This is a genomic window from Fictibacillus enclensis (assembly GCF_001457035.1).
Taxonomy (GTDB): domain Bacteria; phylum Bacillota; class Bacilli; order Bacillales; family Fictibacillaceae; genus Fictibacillus_C; species Fictibacillus_C enclensis.
On record NZ_KQ758618.1, the window covers coordinates 857932 to 881490 of the forward strand.

26 protein-coding genes and 1 other annotated feature are annotated in these 23559 nt (G+C 46.0%); of the genes, 22 read left to right on the forward strand and 4 right to left on the reverse strand.

All coding sequences use genetic code 11. The features are described 5' to 3' along the window. Positions 1–49: 49 nt before the first annotated feature. The 9 genes from AS030_RS14680 to AS030_RS14720 all read left to right on the forward strand — a co-directional run bounded on the left by AS030_RS14680 (position 50) and on the right by AS030_RS14720 (position 6827). Positions 50–799, forward strand: a complete 750-nt coding sequence (locus AS030_RS14680; RefSeq protein WP_061972612.1) for a M23 family metallopeptidase — start codon at positions 50–52, stop codon at positions 797–799. After that, positions 792–1649 carry a M50 family metallopeptidase gene (locus tag AS030_RS14685; RefSeq protein ID WP_061972613.1) on the forward strand — a complete coding sequence of 286 codons (858 nt, stop codon included), beginning with the start codon at positions 792–794 and terminating at the stop codon, positions 1647–1649. The genes AS030_RS14680 and AS030_RS14685 overlap by 8 nt, the downstream gene beginning before the upstream one ends. A gap of 38 nt (positions 1650–1687) precedes the next feature. Continuing rightward, positions 1688–3178 (forward strand): Rne/Rng family ribonuclease, encoded by a 1491-nt coding sequence (locus AS030_RS14690; protein ID WP_061972614.1) that lies wholly within the window; start codon positions 1688–1690, stop codon positions 3176–3178. A 52-nt stretch (positions 3179–3230) separates the two neighbouring features. Continuing rightward, positions 3231–3306, forward strand: a sequence feature (ribosomal protein L21 leader region). 13 nt (positions 3307–3319) lie between these two features. Beyond that, the gene (gene rplU, locus AS030_RS14695) at positions 3320–3628 is read left to right on the forward strand and encodes a 50S ribosomal protein L21 (RefSeq protein ID WP_061972615.1); all 309 of its coding nucleotides are present in this window, start codon (positions 3320–3322) and stop codon (positions 3626–3628) included. A gap of 5 nt (positions 3629–3633) precedes the next feature. Continuing rightward, the gene (locus tag AS030_RS14700) at positions 3634–3972 is read left to right on the forward strand and encodes a ribosomal-processing cysteine protease Prp (protein WP_061972616.1); all 339 of its coding nucleotides are present in this window, start codon (positions 3634–3636) and stop codon (positions 3970–3972) included. A gap of 41 nt (positions 3973–4013) precedes the next feature. Continuing rightward, positions 4014–4304 carry a 50S ribosomal protein L27 gene (gene rpmA / locus AS030_RS14705; RefSeq protein ID WP_061972617.1) on the forward strand — a complete coding sequence of 97 codons (291 nt, stop codon included), beginning with the start codon at positions 4014–4016 and terminating at the stop codon, positions 4302–4304. A gap of 121 nt (positions 4305–4425) precedes the next feature. Beyond that, entirely contained in the window at positions 4426–4977 is a 552-nt protein-coding gene (locus tag AS030_RS14710) for a Spo0B C-terminal domain-containing protein (protein ID WP_061972618.1), read from the forward strand. A gap of 19 nt (positions 4978–4996) precedes the next feature. Next, complete coding sequence (gene obgE, locus AS030_RS14715) at positions 4997–6280, forward strand: GTPase ObgE (RefSeq protein WP_061972619.1); 1284 nt, start codon at positions 4997–4999, stop codon at positions 6278–6280. Between the two features lie 103 nt (positions 6281–6383). Beyond that, a complete protein-coding gene (locus tag AS030_RS14720) occupies positions 6384–6827 on the forward strand; it encodes an ACT domain-containing protein (protein ID WP_061972620.1) in 444 nt (147 codons plus the stop codon). 40 nt (positions 6828–6867) lie between these two features. On the opposite strand, the gene AS030_RS14725 is transcribed toward AS030_RS14720, so the two are convergent. Both AS030_RS14725 and AS030_RS14730 read right to left on the reverse strand, forming a co-directional pair. Beyond that, the gene (locus AS030_RS14725; RefSeq protein ID WP_061973047.1) at positions 6868–7386 is read right to left on the reverse strand and encodes a transcription repressor NadR; all 519 of its coding nucleotides are present in this window, start codon (positions 7384–7386) and stop codon (positions 6868–6870) included. A 23-nt stretch (positions 7387–7409) separates the two neighbouring features. Beyond that, positions 7410–8549, reverse strand: coding sequence for an IscS subfamily cysteine desulfurase (locus AS030_RS14730; protein ID WP_061972621.1), 1140 nt, complete (start codon positions 8547–8549; stop codon positions 7410–7412). Positions 8550–8648: 99 nt separating this feature from the next. On the opposite strand from AS030_RS14730, the gene nadB reads away from it, so the two are divergent. From nadB to yajC, 12 genes are all read left to right on the forward strand, one after another. Further along, positions 8649–10223: an L-aspartate oxidase gene (gene nadB, locus AS030_RS14735; protein WP_061972622.1), complete on the forward strand. Its 1575-nt coding sequence runs from the start codon at positions 8649–8651 to the stop codon at positions 10221–10223. Next, a complete protein-coding gene (nadC, locus tag AS030_RS14740; RefSeq protein ID WP_061972623.1) occupies positions 10177–11061 on the forward strand; it encodes a carboxylating nicotinate-nucleotide diphosphorylase in 885 nt (294 codons plus the stop codon). Before nadB ends, nadC begins: the two co-directional genes overlap by 47 nt. After that, positions 11018–12121 carry a quinolinate synthase NadA gene (gene nadA, locus AS030_RS14745; protein WP_061972624.1) on the forward strand — a complete coding sequence of 368 codons (1104 nt, stop codon included), beginning with the start codon at positions 11018–11020 and terminating at the stop codon, positions 12119–12121. Before nadC ends, nadA begins: the two co-directional genes overlap by 44 nt. Positions 12122–12264: 143 nt before the next feature. Next, the gene (locus tag AS030_RS14750) at positions 12265–14442 is read left to right on the forward strand and encodes a LysM peptidoglycan-binding domain-containing protein (protein WP_061972625.1); all 2178 of its coding nucleotides are present in this window, start codon (positions 12265–12267) and stop codon (positions 14440–14442) included. 37 nt (positions 14443–14479) lie between these two features. Then, positions 14480–15421, forward strand: a complete 942-nt coding sequence (locus AS030_RS14755; RefSeq protein WP_162264553.1) for a phosphotransferase — start codon at positions 14480–14482, stop codon at positions 15419–15421. An 87-nt stretch (positions 15422–15508) separates the two neighbouring features. Then, positions 15509–16105: a YhcN/YlaJ family sporulation lipoprotein gene (locus AS030_RS14760; RefSeq protein WP_061972627.1), complete on the forward strand. Its 597-nt coding sequence runs from the start codon at positions 15509–15511 to the stop codon at positions 16103–16105. Positions 16106–16292: 187 nt separating this feature from the next. Further along, positions 16293–16886, forward strand: a complete 594-nt coding sequence (gene ruvA, locus AS030_RS14765; protein WP_061972628.1) for a Holliday junction branch migration protein RuvA — start codon at positions 16293–16295, stop codon at positions 16884–16886. 13 nt (positions 16887–16899) lie between these two features. Beyond that, positions 16900–17898 (forward strand): Holliday junction branch migration DNA helicase RuvB, encoded by a 999-nt coding sequence (ruvB, locus tag AS030_RS14770; RefSeq protein WP_061972629.1) that lies wholly within the window; start codon positions 16900–16902, stop codon positions 17896–17898. Then, positions 17898–18095 carry a DUF2905 domain-containing protein gene (locus tag AS030_RS14775; protein WP_061972630.1) on the forward strand — a complete coding sequence of 66 codons (198 nt, stop codon included), beginning with the start codon at positions 17898–17900 and terminating at the stop codon, positions 18093–18095. The genes ruvB and AS030_RS14775 overlap by 1 nt, the downstream gene beginning before the upstream one ends. A gap of 43 nt (positions 18096–18138) precedes the next feature. Next, complete coding sequence (gene queA / locus AS030_RS14780) at positions 18139–19200, forward strand: tRNA preQ1(34) S-adenosylmethionine ribosyltransferase-isomerase QueA (protein WP_061972631.1); 1062 nt, start codon at positions 18139–18141, stop codon at positions 19198–19200. Next, the gene (gene tgt, locus AS030_RS14785) at positions 19178–20320 is read left to right on the forward strand and encodes a tRNA guanosine(34) transglycosylase Tgt (RefSeq protein WP_061972632.1); all 1143 of its coding nucleotides are present in this window, start codon (positions 19178–19180) and stop codon (positions 20318–20320) included. Before queA ends, tgt begins: the two co-directional genes overlap by 23 nt. Before the next feature lie 29 nt (positions 20321–20349). Next, positions 20350–20610: a preprotein translocase subunit YajC gene (gene yajC / locus AS030_RS14790; RefSeq protein WP_061972633.1), complete on the forward strand. Its 261-nt coding sequence runs from the start codon at positions 20350–20352 to the stop codon at positions 20608–20610. A gap of 49 nt (positions 20611–20659) precedes the next feature. Here the strand turns inward: yajC and AS030_RS14795 are convergent, their stop codons facing one another. Next, complete coding sequence (locus AS030_RS14795) at positions 20660–21037, reverse strand: TIGR04086 family membrane protein (RefSeq protein WP_338082335.1); 378 nt, start codon at positions 21035–21037, stop codon at positions 20660–20662. Between the two features lie 170 nt (positions 21038–21207). Between AS030_RS14795 and AS030_RS14800 the strand changes: the two genes are divergently transcribed. Beyond that, entirely contained in the window at positions 21208–21882 is a 675-nt protein-coding gene (locus tag AS030_RS14800) for a DUF421 domain-containing protein (protein WP_061972634.1), read from the forward strand. Positions 21883–21908: 26 nt separating this feature from the next. Here AS030_RS14800 and spoVB read toward each other — a convergent pair whose 3' ends face one another. Continuing rightward, entirely contained in the window at positions 21909–23459 is a 1551-nt protein-coding gene (gene spoVB, locus AS030_RS14805) for a stage V sporulation protein B (protein ID WP_061972635.1), read from the reverse strand. Positions 23460–23559 lie beyond the last annotated feature (100 nt).

Sequence of the window (23559 nt, forward strand, 5' to 3'; positions counted from 1 at the left end):
CCCCGGACAAGTCATATGATGTGGTAAACAAGATACGGGGGAATCAGGAATGAGAAATAGCGCAGATGAAATCCGGCGGAGATATGCAGACAAGATTGCCGGGGAGGAACAGGAACCGTTCAAGACCAGCCTTTACACAGGGCCATCCACTCCGGTTCAGGAGAAAAAGAAAGGTCCCCGGTTTAACGGTTCATTTTTTTTGTTTCAGCTTATGGCAGGGGTGTGCCTGTTTTTGGGCGCCGGCATTTTGTTTAAAAACGATGGCCAGCAGGCCGTGAAGGGCCAGGAGATTGTCAAGAAAATGTATCATAATGAATTCCAGTTTGCTGCTGCCCAAAAGTGGTATGAAAATCAGTTTGGTAAACCACTCGCTTTGCTTCCGGACAAACAGGCTGCGCCGCAAAAAGAGCTTGCGGGCACTGAGAAAACGGACAATTATGCGGTTCCTGCTTCCGGAAAAGTCTACCAATCCTTTGAAGCCAATGGAAAAGGAATTATGGTAGAAACGGGAAAATCAATAAACGTGGATACCGTAAAAGAAGGATATGTCACATTTATCGGAAAAAAAGACAAACTTGGGAAGACGGTCATCATTCAGCATAGCAATGGTGAGGAATCCTGGTATGGCCACCTCGACAGCATTGATGCGAATGTGAAGCTGTACAGCTACATGGAACGAAAAAAACCGCTCGGAAAGGTGTCGCCTAGTGAAGACGGAAAAACAGGAAAGTTTTATTTTGCCATAAAGAAAGGAAACACCTTTGTTGATCCGAGCAAGGTGGGCATTCATTTTGAATAATGCATTTCTTCAGTTTTTGGCCAAAATACGGATCAATCCGCTCTTCTGGCTGACCATCGGACTTTCTATTATAACTGGTCACTTCAGGGAAATCCTGTTGCTGTTTTTCGCAGTGTTTATTCATGAGATGGGTCATTATGCGGCGGCCCATCTTTTTCAATGGCGTGTTAAAAAGATTGAACTATTCCCTTTTGGAGGGGTGGCGGAAGTGGAAGAGCATGGAAACCGACGGTTCTCCGAGGAGATTATTGTGACCATCTCTGGCCCCATCCAGCATCTGTGGCTGATGGCTGCTGCTTATCTTGCTTTGCAACTGGGGTGGTGGGATTCAACAAGCTGTGACTGGTTCATGAAGATGAACCTTACTCTTTTAGTATTTAATTTGCTGCCGATTTGGCCGCTTGATGGCGGGAAGCTCATTTTTATTGCAGCGACCAGCATTTTTCCATTTAAAAAAGCGCATACTGTATTTTTACTATGCTCCTTTTCCATGCTTCTCATCTTATTCCTTTCCTTCCTTCCAAGAGACCCATTTCATCTCAATTTGTGGATTATAGCGATCTTTTTGGGGGTATCCCATTATATTGAATGGAACCGGAGACCCTATGTTTTTCTACGATTCTTGATGACCCGGTCAGAGGGGAAGGGGGATAAAGCATTGACCACGCCCATTCATGTTTCGCCCGATGCCGAACTATATGATGTTATCAGCCTTTTTCGCAAAGGAGTCCGTCATTTTATCGTGATTCAAACAAACGAAAAGAACAGAGTGGTCGAAGAAAAGCTTGTGTTGAACACCTTTTTTTCCTCCAATCAGGTCAGATGTGCAATCGGCCATCTTTTTCGTTAAAATGAAAAGCATCAGTGATGTTAGTGAGGATAATGTATATGAAGAAAATTATCATAAATGCCGTCACCCAAATGAAACGGATAGCGGTCATTGAAAATGGGAAAGTCGCAGAATTGCAGATGGAAGCAGTAGCGGGTCTTCCTGTACCCGGCAGCATCTACAAAGGCAGAGTTAAGCGTGTTCTGCCTGGCATGCAGGCGGCCTTTGTGGATATCGGCTCAACCAAAAATGGATTCATTCATCGTGATGATCTTTTATCTTATCAGCAGTCCCGGCTGTCTCCTGAAGAAAAGAAGGGTATGACTATCAGCTCTTTTGTCCAGGAAGGAGAGGAACTGATCGTACAAATCGTGAAAGAAGAAACGGATTCCAAGGGAGCCAGGCTGACCGGAATGCTTTCCATTCCAGGATCGCGCCTGGTTTTCTTGCCGAATGCGTCACACATTGGCGTTTCGAAAAAAATGAGCCGCAATGAAAAGGAAAAGTGGCGCCTGTATGGCCAAACCCTGGTCAGGGGAGAAGATGGTCTCATTTTCCGTACATCATGCGCAGGCCAACCAGACGAAGAAATTGAGGCCGAGTTTAGGGGGCTCATTGAACGTCATCGCCAGGTTGAAAACTCGGCTGAACAAAAAGAAGCGCCGGCTCTCCTGCATGATGAAGCCGATTACCTGAATAAACTGATCCGTGATCACGGGTATGACGAAACGCTGGAAATTGTGATTGACGATGGTGCAGAGTTTAGAAGATTGCTGATGCTAGCCAAGCCATTTCCGTCTCTGCAAAAGAAAATCATCCTGTACAGCGGCAAAGAAAACATCTTTTCTTACTACGGTGCGGAAACCACTTGGGAAAAGGCCCTCCGGCCACATGTCTGGCTGAAAAATGGAGGTTCGTTACGGATCGATTACACGGAAGCGATGACAGTGATTGATGTTAACACCGATAAGTTCACCGGAAAGGCGAGCCGAAGGGAAACCGTCCTGCAAACCAATCATCAAGCGGCAGAAGAAATTGCCAAGCAATTAAGGCTGCGCAATATATCAGGCATGATTGTGATCGACTTTATAACAATGGCAGAAGCGGAAGACCAAAAAAGGGTGGAAGAATGGCTGAAAAGGGCGCTGCAGGCAGACAGGATAACCACCGTGATTCATGGCTTTACCCGTATGGGTGTATTTGAAATGACCCGAAAAAAAGAAAGACAGTCCCTTCACCATGCTTTAACGGAACCCTGCGGTGTCTGCCAGGAGTCCGGAAGAGTGCTTTCGGCCAAAACGGTCGCGAATCAGGCCGAGATTGCGTTAAGAGAGTACAGGTATATGGATGAGGAAGCGTTATGGATTGAAGCGACTGCTGATGTTTTGTATCACTTAAAGGGTCTGCATGATGAAAATTTGCACCAGCTTGAGTCCAAGCTTTCCTTTGTCATTTTTTTAACAGAGTTCCGTGAAAAACAAACCGCTCCGTCTTTTACGATTCGGCATATCGGTTCGGCGGAAGATATACAGCAAAGAATCAAAAGATAAATTGACACAGGTGTATCGCACATGGTATGATTCTTCTGTTAGTTTATTGGAGCACCCGCTCCAACCGCACAGGAACAGGTTTCCAAGCTTTACATAAAGCACCTGTGATGGCGAGTCTGAGTTTACAAGGAGGTGCACGTGATGTACGCAATTATTCAAACTGGTGGTAAACAAGTAAGAGTTGAAGAAGGTCAAGCGATCTATGTTGAAAAGCTTGATGTGGAAGCTGGCGATGTAGTAACATTTGAGGATGTTCTTATGGTTGGTGGAGACAGCCTGAAGGTAGGAGCTCCTTTGCTAGATGGAGTAACTGTAACAGGTAAAGTTGAAAAACATGGCCGCGGACAAAAAGTGATCGTTTACAAGTTTAAAGCAAAAAAGAACTACCGTCGTAAACAAGGTCACCGTCAGCCTTACACTAAAGTAGTTATCGACAAAATCAACGGTTAATTCCCATGATTAAGGTAACCATTTACCGGGATGAACGGAAAAGCATTACATCGTTTTCCATGAGTGGACATGCCGATTCAGGGCCGTACGGACAGGATCTTGTTTGTGCCGGCGCATCTGCAGTTTCATTTGGGGCGATCAATGCGGTGGAAGTTCTGTGCTCCGTTACACCTGATGTGGAAACACATGAGGATGGGGGCTATCTGATTTTTCGCACACCGGATCATCTTGAAGACCATATCCATGAAAAAGTACAGCTTCTTCTGGAAGGTATGGTTGTTTCCTTACAAACAATCGAAAACGACTATGGTCGATTTATTTCTTTGCAGGAAAAGCAGGCGTAATGCAGGCTTACTGTAAAACACCGAATGAGGAGGTGGGACGAATGCTAAAATTAAACCTTCAATACTTTGCTTCCAAAAAGGGAGTAGGTAGCACAAAGAACGGTCGTGATTCCATCTCTAAGCGCCTTGGTGCTAAGAGAGCGGATGGCCAATTGGTAACAGGAGGATCTATTCTTTACCGTCAGCGCGGTACGAAAATCTATCCTGGTACAAACGTAGGCCGCGGTGGAGATGACACTCTTTTTGCGAAAGTGGACGGAGTTGTTCGTTTTGAGCGTCTTGGACGTGACCGCAAACAAGTAAGTGTATACCCAGTCGCAAACGAAGCGTAAGAAGATAGCTCTAACCGGGTTGGTTAGAGCTTTTTCTTTTGTTTACAAGGTTGTGCAACCGGGAAATTTAGGTTAAACTGCCAGTGAAGCAGGGAAAGACACGTTAACAGGAGTGCAATGTATGAGTAGAGATTGGTCGACTTTAGAAGTATTGAGGCATGCCCGCCATGACTGGCTCAATCAGCTCCAGCTTATTAAAGCGAACTTGTCGCTCGGCCGGACTGAACGGGCAAACGAAATTATTGAAGAGATCATTCTTTTTTCTAGACATGAATCAAGCCTTATGAATTTAAAGGTTCCTGAATTGGCCGAATACCTGATCACGTTCAACTGGCTGAAACACCCCATTATTCTGGAAACCAGGGTATCCGGCGAGGCAAAGAATCTGTCTTTTGCAGAGAATGAGCTTCTTGATGTCTGCCGTTTCCTTTTTGATATGATAAGCCAAGCGGTCAGTCCGCTGGCTGAAAACCGGCTGGTCTTTACGATTGCGAACCAAAAAGACTTTTCCTCATTTATGTACCGGCTGACTGGCAGCATACATAACGAAGAAGCGGTTAAAAAAGGCTTTGAACATTTTCAGAAAACACATAAATTATTCGACGTTATCGAAAGCTATATTCATTCAGATGAAGTATTTCTTGTATTACAGCTAGAAAACGCAAAGAACTAGTAAAAGGAGGCGAGCAAACATGTTCGTGGATCGGGTCAAGGTCTATGTAAAGGCAGGAGACGGCGGAAACGGGATGGTTGCATTTCGCCGTGAAAAATACGTACCTAACGGCGGTCCAGCCGGAGGGGACGGCGGAAAAGGCGCTAATGTGATTTTTGAAGTCGAAGAAGGGCTGCGCACCCTCATGGACTTTCGATTCAACAAGCATTTTAAGGCAACACGAGGCGAGCACGGCATGTCCAAAGGCATGCATGGAAAAAACTCAGAAGATATGATTGTTAAAGTTCCACCGGGGACTGTTGTAACCGATGCAGAGACAGGACAAGTTCTGGCTGATCTCGTCCACCATGGACAGCGTGCGGTTGTTGCCAAAGGGGGACGTGGCGGAAGAGGAAATACCCGTTTTGCGACGCCCGCAAACCCGGCACCGGAACTTGCTGAAAATGGGGAACCGGGTGAGGAAAGAGACGTTATATTGGAATTGAAGGTCTTGGCCGATGTTGGCCTGGTCGGATTTCCGAGCGTTGGTAAATCAACTCTATTGTCGGTTGTTTCTGCAGCCAAGCCAAAGATTGCCGAGTACCACTTTACTACGATTACACCAAACCTTGGTGTGGTGGCTGTGGATGATGGCCGGAGCTTTGTGATGGCTGACCTTCCGGGATTAATTGAAGGTGCCCATGAGGGTGTCGGGCTCGGACATCAGTTCCTGCGCCATATCGAAAGAACAAGGGTTATTTTGCATGTCATTGATATGTCGGGCATGGAAGGCAGAGATCCATATGAGGACTTTGTCAAAATTAATGATGAACTGAAACAATACAATTTACGGCTTACCGAACGCCCACAGATCGTTGTGGCCAATAAAATGGATATTCCTGGAGCAGAAGAGAACCTTGAAGCATTTAAAGAAAAGCTTGAGGAGGACATCCCGGTTTATCCCATCTCTGCCGTTACACGCCAGGGATTGCGTGAGGTTTTGTATATAACCGCCAACCTTTTGGAAACGACACCCGAGTTTCCGATGATGCACGAAGAAAAAGAAGAAAGCCGTGTCCTTTACAAGCACGAAAAAGAAGAAGCCGGCTTTTATATCACGCGGGATTCCGCAGGGACATTTATTATCAATGGACCGAAGATTGAGCGTTTGTTCAAGATGACTGACTTTACACGTGATGAGACGGTTAAACGATTTGCCCGTCAAATGCGTTCTATGGGTGTGGACGAAGCATTGCGTGAAAAAGGTGCTCAGCATGGGGATACAATCCGTATCCTTAAATATGAATTTGAGTTTGTGGAATAGACTGCTGTACAAGCAGTCTGTTTTTTTGTCTTTATGACATAGACATTTTGCAGTACCTTTGGATATACTGAGGGAAAGACCTGTTTTGGAGGTTATCGTACATATGAAGGAAAGGCAGTATTACATGGTAAGGGAAGACGTTCTCTCAGAATCCATGCAAAAAACACTTGAAGCCAAGTCTCTTTTGGACCGGGGCAAAGTAAAAACGGTGGCAGAAGCAGCGGAAAAAGTAGGTTTAAGCCGGAGTGCGTTTTATAAGTACAGAGACGGAATTTTTCCGTTTCATACGATGATTAAGGAAAAGATTATAACCCTTTCTCTAAATCTCGAAGACCGGTCAGGAGCGCTTTCAAGCCTGTTGACCATTGTGGCATCGGTTGGCTGTAACGTTCTGACCATCAATCAGACCATTCCTCTTCAAGGAAGAGCCAATGTCACCTTAACGATTGAAACGAATGGGCTGCGCGGTGAGATCAACGAGCTGCTTGCCACGCTAAACCGGATGGAAGCTGTAGAAAGTGTGGAAGTGATTGGAACAGGTGCATAAAAAAAGAGAGTTGTTTAACAAAACAGCTCTCTTTTTTTGGTTAAGACAACAGATAACCTTTTTGTTTTAGCTCCCAGCAGGCGTTTTCGATCTGATCCTTCGATTGGGCTTCCAATGTATGAAGATGAATGCCTTCTGTCAAAGTACTGAGCAGTGCCGCATTAGTAGTCTCCAGTTTGTGTAAAAACTCCTCGACTTCTTTTCTTGTGCTAAGGAGCAGGGAGGCGGTCAGATCGCCATAAATCGGATGTTCGACAATGACATTTTTAACGGTTACGCCATGATCCACAATGGTGAATAACTCATCCATTGTGTCTTCCGGTGAATGATTGGAGACAATCAAATGAGTATGCGGAGCCTGTTTTTCCTCCGCCTTCAAATACATATATCCTTGTGAGGTGGCTATAATTGGTTCGTTCATGGCTTTTAGCAAGGATATATCACCGACGATTACTTGACGGCTGACGTTTGTTCTTCCCGCCAGATCACTGCCTTTGATCGGATGGCTGCTCTCCATCAGCCATTGCCTGATTAAATTTCTTCTTTCATCCCCAGGCATTTTTGGTGCCACTGTCACGTTCTTCAACTCCCTGTTTGTTCATAAAATCGTTCTGCAAGCTCTTGAAGGGCTTTGGCGAGAGTGGTTATCTCTTCGCGTGTGGTTTCCCTTCCTAGAGTAATTCTCACGAGTTCATGTGCCTGATCCGCGGTACGGCCGATCGCCATAAGTGCTTTGGACGGTTCCTGCTGCCCGGCTTTACAGGCTGAACCGGTGGAAACGGCAATTTTTCTTCGGTTCAATTCCAGCATGGCGTACTGTCCTTCCATTCCTTCCAACCGGATCGGAAGAAAATGAGGCAATGTGCTCGCCGTCCTTTCCACGACCATTTGAACTAAGCCGCTGGTTAGCGAAAGAAATTGTGATATCAAATCATCAATATGTGTATTCCATTCTATCATATGGTTCCATTGATTGCTTGCAGCCGCAAGAAAAGAGATAACTCCCGGCGTATTGACCGTGCCTTGCCGGAAGCCCCGTTCGTGGGTTACACCCGTTAACAGCGGTTTGATAGACAGTTGTGGGGAGATATACACTGCTCCCATTCCTTTCGGGCCGTGTATCTTATGAGCTGAAACCGTGAGTGCATCAAGATTCATTTCCTCTGCTTGGACCGGCAGTTTACCAAAGGTTTGAACACAATCGCTATGAAACATGATTCCATGTTCCTTTAGTATGTTTCCTATCATTTTCAAATTTTGAGTGATGCCAATCTCACTGTTTCCATGGGAGATCGTCGCCAAAATTGTATTGTCTTTTATGGATTGGCGAAGGGCCTCTTCGGTGATTTGACCGTATGAATCAACGGGAACTACTGTCACCTCAAAACCTTCATTCTCAAGAAAAGATAGGGTATTCATGACAGAGCTGTGCTCCATTGGGGAGGTCAGGATATGGTTTCCTTTTTCCCTGTTGCCCCGGGCCAGACTGGTCAGCGCCAAAAAGTTGCCATCAGAGCCCCCGCCCGTAAAATAGATACCGTCCTTTTGGCAGGAGAGCATCCGTGCGAGCTCAACACGGGCAAGATTGATCAAATCGGAAGCGTCCGTGCCCGGGTCATGGAGACTTGATGTATTTGCATAATACGAACCAGCGGTTTCCGCATAAACGTGTATTGCCTCAGGTGACATGGGTGTTGTTGCTGCATAGTCCAAATAAATCATATAGTATCCCGCCTCTAAAAAAACTCTTGATATCAGTGTAGTTGTATGTAAATATAAATGTCAAGACACCTGTAAAGAAAACGAACGGGGGCTTAAAACATGAACGTACAGTTTACAGACGTTCTGGTCATTGGAACCGGAATTGCCGGTTTAATGGCCGCGGAATGTTTGCGTTCGCATAAGAATGTGACAATTATCACAAAGTCTTCTTTCCGAAACAGTAATTCCTATCATGCCCAGGGCGGCATAGCTGCAGCGACACAACAAGATGACCATTGGGCAGAACATTTTCTTGATACGATAAAAGCAGGAAGCTTTCACAACGAGGAAGCGCTGACTGAAATACTGGTAAAGGAAGGGCCTGAACTTGTTTCCCAGCTTGAGAAATGGAACGTGCCGTTTGACAGGAATCCGGACGGAACAGTATCACTGGGCAGAGAAGGAGGGCACAGAAAATCAAGAATCCTTCATGCGGGTGGCGACAGAACCGGTTCGAAGATGATTAAAACGCTGTTTAGACGCATTGCTGGTCATGTGACGATCAAAGAAAATGAAATGGTTGGCGATTTAATTGTTGAGGGTGGCTGTTGCAGGGGTGCCTGGACCAAGCTGGAAAACGGAGAAGTAACGGTGTATAGAGCAGATGCAGTTATTCTTGCTTCTGGAGGAGCAGCCGGCCTGTACAGCGTTCATTCCAATGATGAAAGCATAACTGGCGACAGCATAGCCCTTGCTTATCGTGCAGGAGCTCTGTTATCCGATCTGGAATTTCTGCAGTTTCACCCAACCATGCTCTATACTCAGGGAAAATCGTTCGGACTCGTATCCGAAGCGGTCAGAGGAGAGGGAGGAATCTTGCTCACAGATCAGGGAGAACGGGTGATGAAAGGGATTCATGAGCTTGAGGATCTTGCACCGCGTGACATTGTGGCCCGGACGATCCATCAATCGAAAAACCAGGGAAGGAAGGTTTTTCTTGATGTTTCGAACGTGAATAATTTCACAAATAGGTTTCCGACCATCACCAAGCAATGTAATCGTGCCGGAATCTCCTTGAAGGACGGATGGATTCCTGTAGCGCCAGGTGCCCATTTCACAATGGGCGGAGCCGTAACCGATGAATGGGGACGAACGACAGTCCCCGGGCTGTATGCAGTGGGAGAAGCATCCCGTACAGGCGTTCATGGTGCCAACAGGCTAGCGAGCAATTCCTTGCTTGAAGGCGTTGTGTTTTCCAAACGGACGGCTTTGAACATTCTTGATGGACCTGGCGCAGCTTCAGTCTCAGCTCCCATCAGCTTTAATTTTATGCATACGAAATCTGCAGGATGGCTGCCTGAAAAAGAAGATATAAAGGAAATGATGACCAAGTACGCTGGCATTGTAAGGACTCCTGACGGTTTAAGCGAGGCAATAGCCTGGTTTGAGGAACATGAAAAAAGGACTCCGGACTTTGGATGTACCGTCCATGAGATGGAAGTGCTGAACATGCTGCAAACCGCGCAGCTTATCGTCACTTCTGCTTTTATACGGAAAGAAAGCCGGGGAGGACATTATCGTACCGACTTCCCCGTCAGCAATGACCGGGAATGGCTGAAAAAACAAATTTACAGAAGGAAGGATTATCATGAACAAGCTGAAGCTAAAAAAACAGCTGCAGGAATTTTTGCTTGAGGACCTTGGAGAAGGGGATGTAACGAGTGGGCTTTTGTTCCCTGAAGAAGAAATGACCGAAGCCAGGCTGGTTGCAAAAAAACCAGGTGTTTTTTCGGGAATGGATGTTGTAATCGAAGGTTATCGCCTGTTAAGTGAAAACTGTACTGTACTCCCAAAAGTCAAGGACGGAGATGTGATATCAGCCGGTCAAGTTTTGGTGGAAGTGAAGGGACCGGCCGCAGCGGTGTACAGTGGGGAACGGGTTATTCTAAACCTTGTGCAGCGGATGTCGGGAATATCCACGTTAACTCATAACGCGGTAACCGCTTTGGACAGTTCGACTACTAAAATTTGTGATACACGCAAAACCACGCCAGGTTTAAGGATGTTTGAGAAATATGCTGTACAGTGCGGGGGCGGATACAACCACAGGTTTGGGCTGTATGATGGTGTAATGATCAAAGATAATCATATCGAACGTGCAGGAGGAATTACTCAAGCAGTAAAAAAAGTTAAGAAACACCTCGGCCATATGGTGAAGATCGAAGTGGAGACGGAAACACTTGAACAGGTCAAAGAAGCGGTATGTGCAAAAGCGGATGTCATTATGTTCGATAACCGGACACCAGAAGAAATTGAGCGCTGGAAGGCCTTTATTCCGGACCATATCATTACAGAAGCTTCAGGTGGAATTTCACTGGAGGACCTCAGCTCCTACGGAAAAACAGGAGTGGATTTTATTTCTCTTGGGATGCTGACCCATTCAGCAATATCCCTTGATATTAGTTTAAACATCACAGGAGGGGTTAAGGATGAGCTTACTGGAAGCCTTCAAGCAGAAATCCAGCATTCCTGATCATTATTTTTCAATGACTGAAGAGGAAATGGCCGGAAGGGTACATGCAGTAAAAAAACAACTTGGCAATAGGCTGTTCATTCCTGGACACCATTATCAAAAGGACGAGGTCATACAGTTCGCGGACACAACCGGAGATTCGCTTCAGCTCGCCCAGCAATCCGCTCTGAACCGTGAAGCGGAATACATCGTATTTTGCGGGGTTCATTTTATGGCGGAAACAGCTGATATGCTGACAGAATCCCACCAAAAGGTGATCTTGCCCGACATGAGAGCCGGCTGTTCCATGGCGGACATGGCTGATATTCATCAGACGAAAACCGCGTGGGACCGCCTGCAGCATGTATTCGGAGATACCATTTTACCGCTTACCTATGTGAATTCCACTGCTGCCATCAAGGCGTTTTGCGGAAAGAATGGAGGCGCTACAGTTACCTCATCCAATGCGGAGAAAATGCTGGAATGGGCGTTTACGCAAAAGGAGCGCATCCTCTTTTTGCCTGACCAGCATTTGGGACGAAACACGGCCTATACGCTGGGTATCCCTTTAAGTCGGATGGCGGTTTGGGATCCGCAGAAGCAGCAGTTGGAATACGAGGGAGAATTGGATGATGTAAAGGTGATTTTGTGGAAAGGCCACTGCTCGGTACATGAAAAGTTTACGGTCGAAAATATTCAATTCCTCAGGCAGACCAATCCAGAGATGAACATCATCGTTCACCCGGAATGCACCCATGAAGTGGTACAGCTGTCGGACATGGCTGGCTCTACTCACTACATTATTCAGGCTATTCAAAAAGCACCTCCCGGCAGTTCATGGGCCATAGGAACAGAAATGAATCTGGTAAACCGTCTGAAAAACGATCATCCAGACAAAACAATCATTTCATTGAATCCAAACATGTGCCCGTGTCTGACCATGAACCGCATTGATCTCCCCCATCTTACCTATTCGCTTGAGCGGATTCTACAGGAAGAGCCGGGAAACATCATCACAGTGGATAATGAAACAACTGAATACGCTGTAAAAGCACTCCAGCGAATGCTGGTAAGAGCTTAACGCTAACCCCCTCCTGTCAAAGTCATACAGCTGATTTTCAGGGCATAAATTGGTAAAGGACCGACTACTGAAATAGGTAGTAGCACAATGCCCAGATTTTCATATACTGTAAAGAAATTTTGGCAGGAGGGAGTTTTGTTTACGTGAGAATTCATATCGTTCAAAAAGGTGATACTCTCGAAAAAATCGCCGATAAGTATAACATTCCATTAGAAGAACTACGACGGGTAAACGCCGGCACATCATATGGCGGAGTACTTGAAAGGGGATCAAAAGTTAAAATACCTTCTCCCGAAATACCGGCAGGCCGGGGAGAAAAAATGAAAATGCCGTTCAAGCTGCCATCCAAAAAAGAGATGCCCAAAAAGGAAATGCCGGTCGCCCCGGTTCAGGAAATCCCGGTTCCTGCTCCGCCACCGCCGCCGCCTAAACCAGCACCCATTCCCGCTCCTCCAAAAGCCGCTCCAATTATCCCGAAAGCAGAACCCAAATTCGTACCCAAGGCTGAACCAAAAATGGCGCCGAAAGCAGAACCGAAAATGGCACCAAAGGCAGAGCTGAAAATGCCTATGAAAGCAGGGCCGATTATGTCGTTGAAACCGGCACTCGCAAAAAAAGATATGCCTTTTAATCCATTGCTGCCAAAGAAAACGTACAAAGAATCTTCCATGAAATCTCCGAAACCGCTGGCGCCAATGAGCCATAAGGATTTTACCGCATACATGGAGTCTTCCTCTTCTTCGCATATGAAATGGGCCCACCATCAACCGATTCATCATCAGGCACCAAAGATGGATTTTGCACCGCCTGTCTATGTGTCTCCGCCAGCAGGACTTACTCATGGGAAAGACGGCTTTGGGATGGGAAAACAAATGCATCCTTTTCTGGCAGAAGAGTCTTCTTCTGCAATGAACCACATGTATTCTGGAGTCCCTCCTATGTTTGAGCAGCCGCAAGGATATACGGCGCCTGTGTACGGGGGTGCAGGAGCGGGCATGCCTCCTTTTAGTGCAATGCCGGGGCAGGGACAGCAGGTGTATCCGTCCTATCAAGGGGGAGGAACACTTTCCATGGGAAGTAGCCAAATGGGTTACGGCAGCATGCCACAGCACGGACAAATGGGTTCACAGCATGGAATGCCAGGTCAGCAGCATGGTGGCCAGCAGTACGGAAGCGGCCAACAAATGGGTCAGGGAATGCAAGGTCAACATTCCAGCAGCGGCCAACAAATGGACCCGGGAATGCCAGGTCAGCAGTATGGTGGCCAGCATTACGGAAGTGGCCAGCAGATGGGCCAAGGAATGATGCCAGGTCAGCAGTATGGAGGCCAGCATTACGGAAGTGGCCAACAGATGGGCCAGGGAATGATGCCAGGTCAGCAATATGGTGGCCAGCAGTACGGAAGCGGACAGCAGATGGGTCAAGGAATGCCAGGCCAGCAGTACGGAAGCGGTCAACAAACGGACCCGGGAATGTCAGGCCAGCAGATGGGTCAGGGAATGCAAGGTCAGCAATATGGAAGCCAGCAAATGGACAGTGGCCATCAGATGGGCCAGGGAATGATGCCAGGTCAGCAATATGGAGGCCAGCAGTACGGAAGCGGTCAGCAGACGGGTCAAGGAATGCAAGGCCAGCAGTACGGAAGCGGTCAACAGACGGACCCGGGAATGTCAGGCCAGCAGATGGGTCAGGGAATGCAAAGTCAGCAATATGGAAGCCAGCAAATGGACAGTGGCCAGCAGATGGGCCAGGGAATGATGCCAGGTCAGCAATATGGAGGCCAGCAGTACGGAAGCGGTCAGCAGACGGACCCGGGAATGTCAGGCCAGCAGATGGGTCAGGGAATGTCAGGCCAGCAGATGGGCCAGGGAATGCCAAGTCAGCAATATGGAAGCCAGCAAATGGGCAGTGGCCAGCAGATGGGCCAGGGAATGATGCCGGGTCAGCTGTCCGGAGGCCAGCAATACGGAAGCGGTCAGCAGATGGGTCAGGGAATCATGCCAAGTCAGCAAATGGGCCAGGGAATGATGCCGGGCCAGCAGTATGGCGGCCAGCAATATGGCATGAGTCCACAAATGAGCCAGGGAATGATACCCGGCCAGCAGTATGGCGGCCAATATGAAACCGGTCGTCCTGACATGTACGGAGAAGATTCTCAAGACCACAGTTTTGAAACCTATTATGGAGACATGACCGATCACGAGTCATTCGGGGGCTACGAACCAGAACACGGGGAAGGGATGCAGGAACTGCCAAATCCATACTCAGAAGCGGATTACCGCGATGGCTCAATAGACAGCCAGGATCAAGATGAAGAATAAAGAATACAGAGACGGTTTCAAAAGAAAGCGACTCTTCTTGAGCAGTCTAACTGGAAAAGGACTGGATGTGATCAGTCACTATTTCGTAAAATACAATGTTTGCATTGTTGAAACCAAAGCTGGCGTTTATGTGCTAAAAGGGTTTTCCCGAAAAGATGAGTGCATGGAGCAGTTAAAGCTTTCCCAATGGTATTCTCAATACGATCATCCCATGATGGGGGTTTATACCACGTATCCAACGGGTAAAAACGTTCATTACTTTGATCACATGTATTGGGGGATTATGCCGTTTTATAAAGGTGATGAACTCGATCTGAACGATGAAAAAGATGTCAGGGACGGAATACATGCCATCCGAAAATTTCACGCACAAAGCGTCTATACATCAGACAGTTATCTTTCACTTCTTTCGAGCTATTCACTTATTGAAAAGTGGACGAAGCGATTTAATGCTTTTAAGCGGAATAGTAAAAAACATTCCATTTCTGCCGAGATGGATGAAGCCTTTCAAGAGATGATAGCCTGGGGGAAATGGTCATTAAGCCAGTTAAACCGAAAAGAACTCGAACGGATGGAACAGGAGGCGCAGGAAAAGGGGGAAGTTTGCCATGGTGATGTGGCTCCTCACAATTTTATGCGCAGAAGTGAAGACGACGTTATCTTAATTGATTATGACTTATTCTCCGTGGTTCCTCACGATTATGACATTCTTCAGTATGTGAACAGGGTCATGCCGTATTGGGACTGGGCGCCTTCCATTTTACAAAAGTGTGAGGATCCGGAGCTTGTGGCCTTGCTTAAAAAGAAATGGTTTTTAACCGCATTGGTTTTTCCGACCGATTTATACAGAGAGTGGAACCGGGCGTTTGAAGCGGGGAAGGAACAAATCAAAGAGATGACCATTTTTACAGAAGATGATCTTTCTTACCGGCGAAAGTTCATCAGGCGTATTCAGGAAGTAATCTCCAAAAAATCGTGATGCCAAAAATTATATGTCTTACCTTTATGTAACAGAGTAAAAAAAGCCTCCGACAGCCATTATAGTGGTGAAAGGAGGTTTTTTGCATTGAAACCAATACTAAGTGGATTAACGGTTCTTACATTGGCAGCAGGACTTGTGGGATGTAATACCAATAAAGGTGCACTTGACCGCAATGATAACGACGTGCGGCCGATCGGTTATTACAACAAGCAGGGTGACCGCGATGGGATGGACCGCAGCAAAGGTCCTGTAACCGATATGATGGATAACAACCGTACGGACAATAACGCGCCAAGGAATGTTGGATACGATCAAAACTATGATGGTGCCCTTGCCGAAAAGATCCGTGACCGTGTCAACCGTATGAACAATGTAGACGATGCTCATGTTATTTTGAATGATAACAACGTCATTGTCGGGATAGATACCAGCGAAAACAACAAAAAGGCCGTGGATCACAGGGTCTATAGAGAAGTAAAGAAACTGGTTCCCAATCGGGATGTTCGTGTAACAACGGATGATAACATCGTCAATCGAATCAAAAATGTAGATAATAATCTCCAAAACGGCAAGACCACGCGCGAAGTCAGCTCCGACGTTAAAGGCATTATGTCTGACATCGGAAAAGCTGGTACCGACTTAGGGAATGCAGTGAAACGTCCTTTCCAAAATAACCGCTAGAGAACAGATTTTTCTGTTCTCTTTTTTTTGTGGCTGTTTAAATGTTACTTTTGAAGAAATGTTCACACCTCTCTTTGGTGTTATTATCCCCGTTTAGACGGACTCTGTGATACAATACGGAGAGGAAACGTATGGTCGCTTTATACAGCGGCACAGCGCTCGTGTTGTTTAGAAGGAGAGAACATGATTGATTGAACACATAAACGGTAAAATTGTACATGTTTCAGCCGAATACACTGTGCTTGAAGTGAATGGTATCGGGTACCAGATTCTCTGTCCCAATCCATTTATATACAGGGTGGGGCAAACAGAAACCATATACACGTTCCAATATGTAAGGGAAGATGTGCTTGCTTTGTACGGTTTTAAAGCGCGCAAGGAACGTGATCTGTTTTTGAAACTGCTGAACGTGTCAGGAATCGGTCCAAAAGGGGCGCTTGCCATTATGGCTTTTGGCCAGCCTGAACAAGTCATCCGTGCCATTGAGGCCGAAGATGAAGCGTTCCTGGTTAAATTCCCCGGTGTAGGGAAAAAAACCGCACGACAGATGATATTGGACTTGAAAGGGAAGCTGTCGATTTTTACAGACGAACCGGCTGAAGGATTATTTGCGACTCCGGCGCCTGACCATTCAGATCAGCTGGATGAAGCGGTGGAAGCATTAACCGCATTGGGATATGCCAAAAAGGAGATCAACAAAGTGCTGCCTTCGCTTAAAAAGGAAGATCTGACTACGGATCAATACATTAGGAAAGCGCTGCAAAAGCTAGTGAATCATTAGGGGCGTGATCGCTTTGGACGATAGAATTGTATCTGGAGAAAGCTCGAAGGATGATTTTTTTGAACTGAGTTTACGTCCGGAATACCTGCATCAATACATAGGTCAGGAAAAAGTAAAAGAAAATTTGAATATCTTTATCCAGGCTGCCAAAATGAGAAATGAGGCACTCGACCATGTGCTTTTGTACGGTCCTCCAGGGCTTGGTAAAACGACCCTTGCCTCTATCATCGCGAGGGAAATGAATGTCAATTTCCGGTCCACGAGCGGTCCGGCGATTGAACGGCCTGGTGACCTTGCCGCCATTCTTACTGCGCTGGAGCCGGGAGATGTTTTATTCATTGATGAAATCCACCGTTTATCAAGGGCCATAGAAGAGGTGCTGTATTCGGCAATGGAAGACTTTTGTTTGGATATTGTCATCGGTAAGGGAGAGACAGCCCGGTCAGTCCGTTTGGATTTGCCTCCCTTTACACTTGTAGGAGCCACTACCCGTGCAGGATCGCTGTCATCACCGCTCAGGGACAGGTTTGGCGTTTTGGCCCGGCTTGAATTTTATACGGTTGAAGAATTAACAGAAATTGTAACCCGAACAAGCGGTGTTTTTAATATGAAGATTGATCTGCAGTCTGCGTCAGAGATTGCACGGCGGTCAAGAGGAACGCCGAGAATAGCCAACCGGCTGTTCAAGCGTGTCCGTGATTTTGCCCAGGTGGACGGGACAGACACCATTACTTTGGGCCTGGCTGATAAATCGCTGGAGATGCTTCAGGTTGACCGTTTAGGATTGGACCATATTGACCATAAATTATTACAAGGGATCATCCATAAATATAAAGGCGGTCCTGTCGGTCTTGAAACCATATCTGCTACGATCGGGGAAGAATCGCATACGATTGAAGATGTGTATGAGCCCTATTTGCTGCAGATCGGTTTTATACAGCGTACGCCAAGAGGGAGAGTAGCCACAGCTCTTGCGTATGAGCATTTTAATTTGGAGGTGCCGCATCCTTAATGGGAATTTCCCGGTTGTTGATAATTATGGGAATCGTATTGATAGTGATTGGCAGCCTATGGACAATTGTCGGCAAACTGCCCGGCGATCTTGTATTTAAAAAAGGCAACACAACGTTTTATTTTCCGATTGTCACATCGATCATTGCCAGTATTGTTCTGTCTTTGATCATGTATGTGATCGGTCGTTTTAAATAAGGAGGTCCAAAAGACCTTCGAGTAATAGAAACAGGAGAAGAAAATGGATATTAATATGTTTGACTTTGACCTTCCGGAAGAGCTGATTGCGCAAACTCCGTTAAAGGACCGAACAGCATCCAGGCTGATGGTACTTGACCCGGCAACCGGGAAGGTAGAACACAATACATTTAAAAATATTATCGATTACTTAAACCCGGGCGACTGCCTGGTGTTGAACGACACAAAAGTTCTTCCGGCAAGGCTTTTGGGTGAAAAGGAAGATACAAAAGCCAAAATCGAGATCTTGCTGCTGAAAGAAACAGGAGATGACACGTGGGAGACACTCGTGAAGCCAGCCAAACGCGTAAAACCGGGAACGACGGTTGTCTTTGGGAATGGTCTGCTGAAAGCCGTATGCACCGGGGAGACAGACCAGGGTGGCCGAACCTTTAAATTTGAATACGAGGGTATTTTTTACGAAATTCTTGATGCGTTGGGTGAAATGCCTCTTCCACCTTACATTAAAGAACAGCTGGAAGAGCGAGACCGTTATCAGACCGTTTATGCCAAGCACCAGGGCTCTGCTGCGGCTCCGACCGCGGGATTACATTTTACGGAATCTCTTCTTGAAGATATTAAGAAAAAAGGTGTTCATGTCACTTTTATTACACTCCATGTGGGACTTGGGACATTCCGGCCGGTATCGGCAGAAAATATTGAAGAGCATGACATGCATGCCGAATTTTATCAGATCACAAAAGGTACAGCTGAACTGCTGAACCATGTGAAAAAGAACGGCGGACGGATTGTATCAGTTGGCACTACATCCACCCGGACACTTGAAACTGTTGCAGGTAAACATGATGAATTTTGTGAGGATTCCGGCTGGACCGATATTTTTATTTATCCCGGTTATACGTTTAAAGCGATTGACGGTATGATTACGAATTTTCATTTGCCAAAGTCCACGCTGATCATGCTGATTAGTGCGCTAGCCGGACGTGAACATGTCCTGAAAGCTTACAAGGAAGCCGTAAATGAACGATATCGATTCTTCAGCTTTGGGGATGCTATGCTGATTCTAGAAGGAGAGAACAAACATGACAGCAGCCGTCCGGTATGAATTAATCAAAACGTGCAAGCAATCGGGAGCGAGGCTCGGTAAAGTCCATACGCCACATGGTGTGTTTGAAACACCGGTATTTATGCCGGTAGGGACACTGGCCACTGTAAAAACAATGAGCCCGGAAGAGTTGAAAGACCTTGGGGCCAACATTATTTTGAGTAATACGTATCATCTGTGGCTTCGTCCGGGTCATGAAATCGTCCGAGAAGCAGGTGGTCTTCATAAATTTATGAATTGGGACCGTTCGATTTTGACCGATTCAGGCGGGTTTCAGGTCTTCAGTTTAAGTGATTTAAGAAAAATTACGGAAGAGGGCGTTCATTTCAGAAACCATTTGAACGGTGAAAAGCTGTTTTTAAGCCCGGAAGGTGCAATGGAGATTCAAAATGCTCTAGGTTCGGATATCATGATGGCATTTGATGAATGTCCACCATACCCGGCAGAGTACGAGTATATGAAGTCGTCCGTTGAGCGGACAAGCCGCTGGGCCGAACGGTGTCTGAACGCCCATGAAAGGCCGCATGATCAGGGGTTGTTCGGAATTGTACAGGGTGGTGAATATGAAGATTTACGCCGTCAAAGTGCAGAAGATCTGGTATCCCTTGACTTTCCAGGATATGCTGTCGGGGGACTTTCCGTGGGTGAACCGAAAGACGTCATGAACCGGGTGCTGGAATTCACCACACCTTATTTGCCAGGTAACAAACCAAGATATCTGATGGGTGTAGGTTCACCTGACTCCCTTATTGATGGTGCCATCCGCGGGATTGACATGTTTGACTGTGTACTGCCAACACGCATCGCGAGGAACGGTACACTGATGACCAGTGAAGGAAGGCTGGTTGTCCGAAATGCAAAGTATGCCAAAGACTTCAGACCGCTTGATGAAAATTGCGATTGCTATACATGCCGAAATTACTCGCGCGCGTACATCCGGCATCTGGTCAAAAGCAATGAAACGTTTGGTTTCCGCCTTACGAGTTACCATAACCTTTATTTTTTGGTAAACTTAATGGAGCAGGTCAAGCAAGCGATCCGGGAAGACAGGCTGCTTGACTTCCGTGAAGAATTTTTCGAACAATATGGCTTTAATAAACCGGATGCGAAAAACTTTTAAGGTTTAACTAATTGAAAGGGGTGAAATAAATGGGTAGCTTAGGTTCTTTATTACCAATCTTGCTAATGTTTGTCATCTTCTACTTTTTGTTGATCAGACCTCAGCAAAAAAGGCAAAAGGCTGTGCGAACTATGCAATCTGATCTGAAAAAAGGGGATCATGTTGTCACGATCGGCGGTCTTCACGGCACAATTGAAGTGCTGGAAGAAAACACGGTTGTCATCAAGTCCAAAGATGGTTCCGCATTGACGTTTGACCGCAATGCGATCCGTGAATCAAGAGAAGTATAATGAAAAGCAGAAGCGCTACCGCGTTTCTGCTTTTATTACGATTTGAACATTATTTATGACTGCCGACATTGACACCCATGATGGCTCCCAGCATACAAAGCAGCAAAAAGATACCGTGAAACAGGTATTGGGTGGAGGTGAACGTGGTTTGATAACCCAGATACTGAACCAAAAAAACGAATAAGGAAAAAAGAAGGGCGGTGCCTATACCGAGCATCATGCCTTTTTCTTTGCCTTTTTTTCCTGATAGAAAACCACCGATAAACAGGGATAAAAAAGAAAGACCGGTGGTTACCCATTTCAAAGATACCTCTGTTAGAGACGTGAAGCGCAATAGAAGAGAAAGGATCAGACTGCTTATAATAATGGCAACCAATATGGCGGCAACTCCTTTTATCATTGCCGAAAACATATGCCTTGCATTCACCTGGATTCGTCCCCCTTTACATACAAGCCTTCCTTATAACCATATTCACTGTCCCAAAAAACAGAACCGGAAAAAAGACCATTATTTATTTCAATTACCAAAACCTACGCCTCATGTTCGCTCCCTGCCATGGTCAAACTAAGGTTGACTGAAAGAAGGGAGGGACTGCAATGGAATATTATACAATTGTGTTAAGGACCATTTTCGTCTACTTTATTTTAATTGGTGTGTTCCGCCTGATGGGAAAACGTGAAATCGGAAAATTGTCAGTTCTCGATTTTGTCGTGTCCATCATGATCGCCGAGCTTGCCGTTATCTCGATCGAAGACCCCAAAGTACCGATGCTTAAACATTTGATCGGAATCTTCGTACTGTTTCTTATACAAATTTTCCTTGCGTTCCTTTCTTTGAAGAGCAAAAAAGTGAGAGAAATAGTGGACGGTAAGCCTTCAATCATTATTGAGAACGGACACATAAACGAATCTGAAATGAAAAAGCAACGGTATAATTTTGATGATTTGCTTACCCAACTGAGAGAAAACAATGTGAGAAACGTAACAGACGTGGAGTTCGGAATATTGGAATCTACAGGTAAACTTTCAGTGATTATAAAAGAGGACAGCGTGAAGACAGGTGATTCTGAAATTACTTACAGTAACCTTCCTTTGGTATTTCCAGTGATTCTGGATGGGAAAATTCAGGAAGATCACTTGAAAAAATTGGATAAAACCTCCCTCTGGCTGCGTCAGGAATTGCGAAAAATGGGGTTTAGGGACACAAAGAAAATTACGCTTTGCACAATCAATAAAAACGGAACCTTATATGTGGACCAAAAAGACGAGTAAGCAGTCTCCCTTTTGGGAAGCTGCTTTTATACCCATCGCTTAATAATGGGCAACTGCCTGAGATCGTCTCTTTTTATGAGCCGAAAGAAAAACAGGGTTGTGAGGTAGAGAATTCCGGTAAGTAACAAACTGAAAAGGATGCCAGGCACTTTTGAAAACTGTGGAAAGATATACGTATAAATAAAGTGGGAACCAAAACCAGTGATCAGGATCGACATTAAACCAAAGATAAAATCCTTTGCTTTTATAGAATAGCTGATGGCTTTTGCGACGCTTGCAAAATGAAGGAGCGTAACGACAACGATTCCTAGCACAATGGCCAGTGCGACTCCCATAATCCCAAACTCTGGCCGGGTGGCAAGTGCAAAGATGGCGGCAAGCTTGACGACAGAGCCAATGAGGCTGTTCATCATCGCCGCTCGGGCCAAATTCATGGCCTGCAGCACAGCCTGCAAGGGACCTTGAAAGTAAAGAAAGAAAAACAGTGGGGTCATCACCTTCAAATAGCTCGCCGAGGCCGGTGAATCATACATTAGATCCATAATGGGAACAGCATACACGTACATCACCACAGCAGCTATGCCCCCGGATAGCATGGAAAGTCGCAAAGCCTGATTCAGCCGATGTTCAATCAGGCCATACTTCTTATTGGCGTTGGCTTCGCTGATCGCAGGAACAAGTGAAACGGATAACGAAAATGTGATAAATGTAGGCAAGAATAACAAGGGAATAACGTAACCGGCCAGTTCCCCATACTGCCTGGTGGCTGCGATTGCACTGACTCCGGCGAAGGCGAGACTTTGTGCGACCACAATAGGTTCAAAAAAGTAAGAAACCGACCCGATCAGCTGGCTTCCGGTTGTAGGAAGGGCAATGCCAAGCAATTCTTTCAGCGTATCATGCCCGCTTTTCAACTGTTTGAAAAAGCCTTTTCGCACTTTCATGTTTTTTTTCAACTTAAACATGGAAAACATATAAAGGAGAGAAGCCAGTTCTCCGATAATTACGGAGATCATGGCTCCTGCCGCTGCAAATTCAACACCATAGGGTAGAAAAAAGCTGGTTAAAAGTGCAACAAGAGTAATCCGCACAATTTGTTCAATCACCTGTGAATAGGCGGAAGGACGCATGTTTTGCAGCCCCTGAAAATAGCCTCTCAGTACAGAAGATACGGCAATGATCGGAACCACGGGTGCAATTGCAATTAATGGATAAAAGGTTCTTTTGTCTGTAAAGAAATAGTGAGATAATATAGGAGCGGCTACCATCATGGCCGTTGTAAAGATAATGCTTAATACCCCTGTGATCGCAAGAGAGACGATCAGCACTTTTTTAATTTTCTTACGGTCTCCTTTTGCATCCGCTTCGGCAACCAGTTTGGAAATCGCAACCGGAAGGCCCATGCGTGTTAATGTAATGGCAAGCAGCATGGTCGGCACTGCCATCATATACAAACCAACGCCTTCCTGGCCCATGACCCGGGCCACCACAATGCGATTAATAAAACCAAGGATCCTTGTGATCAGTCCCGCCAGTATGAGAAGGAGAGTTCCCTGGATGAGTGTTTGTTTTGACATTTTTGGGCCCTACTTTCTTTTCAGAAATGAAATCGACCGTCTGGCATCTGTGTAACCCATTTATATGGAGAAAAGGGACAAAGCATGACAAGTAGTTTCG

Excerpts from the sequence above, each read along its gene's own strand:
- AS030_RS14680 (WP_061972612.1), top strand. The coding sequence starts at position 50 with ATGAGAAATAGCGCAGATGAAATCCGGCGGAGATATGCAGACAAGATT.
- AS030_RS14690 (WP_061972614.1), top strand. The coding sequence starts at position 1,688 with ATGAAGAAAATTATCATAAATGCCGTCACCCAAATGAAACGGATAGCG.
- rplU (WP_061972615.1), top strand. The coding sequence starts at position 3,320 with ATGTACGCAATTATTCAAACTGGTGGTAAACAAGTAAGAGTTGAAGAA.
- AS030_RS14700 (WP_061972616.1), top strand. The coding sequence starts at position 3,634 with ATGATTAAGGTAACCATTTACCGGGATGAACGGAAAAGCATTACATCG.
- rpmA (WP_061972617.1), top strand. The coding sequence starts at position 4,014 with ATGCTAAAATTAAACCTTCAATACTTTGCTTCCAAAAAGGGAGTAGGT.
- AS030_RS14710 (WP_061972618.1), top strand. The coding sequence starts at position 4,426 with ATGAGTAGAGATTGGTCGACTTTAGAAGTATTGAGGCATGCCCGCCAT.
- obgE (WP_061972619.1), top strand. The coding sequence starts at position 4,997 with ATGTTCGTGGATCGGGTCAAGGTCTATGTAAAGGCAGGAGACGGCGGA.
- AS030_RS14720 (WP_061972620.1), top strand. The coding sequence starts at position 6,384 with ATGAAGGAAAGGCAGTATTACATGGTAAGGGAAGACGTTCTCTCAGAA.
- AS030_RS14725 (WP_061973047.1), bottom strand. The coding sequence starts at position 7,386 with ATGCCTGGGGATGAAAGAAGAAATTTAATCAGGCAATGGCTGATGGAG.
- AS030_RS14730 (WP_061972621.1), bottom strand. The coding sequence starts at position 8,549 with ATGATTTATTTGGACTATGCAGCAACAACACCCATGTCACCTGAGGCA.
- nadB (WP_061972622.1), top strand. The coding sequence starts at position 8,649 with ATGAACGTACAGTTTACAGACGTTCTGGTCATTGGAACCGGAATTGCC.
- nadC (WP_061972623.1), top strand. The coding sequence starts at position 10,177 with ATGAACAAGCTGAAGCTAAAAAAACAGCTGCAGGAATTTTTGCTTGAG.
- nadA (WP_061972624.1), top strand. The coding sequence starts at position 11,018 with ATGAGCTTACTGGAAGCCTTCAAGCAGAAATCCAGCATTCCTGATCAT.
- AS030_RS14775 (WP_061972630.1), top strand. The coding sequence starts at position 17,898 with ATGGGAATTTCCCGGTTGTTGATAATTATGGGAATCGTATTGATAGTG.
- queA (WP_061972631.1), top strand. The coding sequence starts at position 18,139 with ATGGATATTAATATGTTTGACTTTGACCTTCCGGAAGAGCTGATTGCG.
- tgt (WP_061972632.1), top strand. The coding sequence starts at position 19,178 with ATGACAGCAGCCGTCCGGTATGAATTAATCAAAACGTGCAAGCAATCG.
- yajC (WP_061972633.1), top strand. The coding sequence starts at position 20,350 with ATGGGTAGCTTAGGTTCTTTATTACCAATCTTGCTAATGTTTGTCATC.
- AS030_RS14800 (WP_061972634.1), top strand. The coding sequence starts at position 21,208 with ATGGAATATTATACAATTGTGTTAAGGACCATTTTCGTCTACTTTATT.
- spoVB (WP_061972635.1), bottom strand. The coding sequence starts at position 23,459 with ATGTCAAAACAAACACTCATCCAGGGAACTCTCCTTCTCATACTGGCG.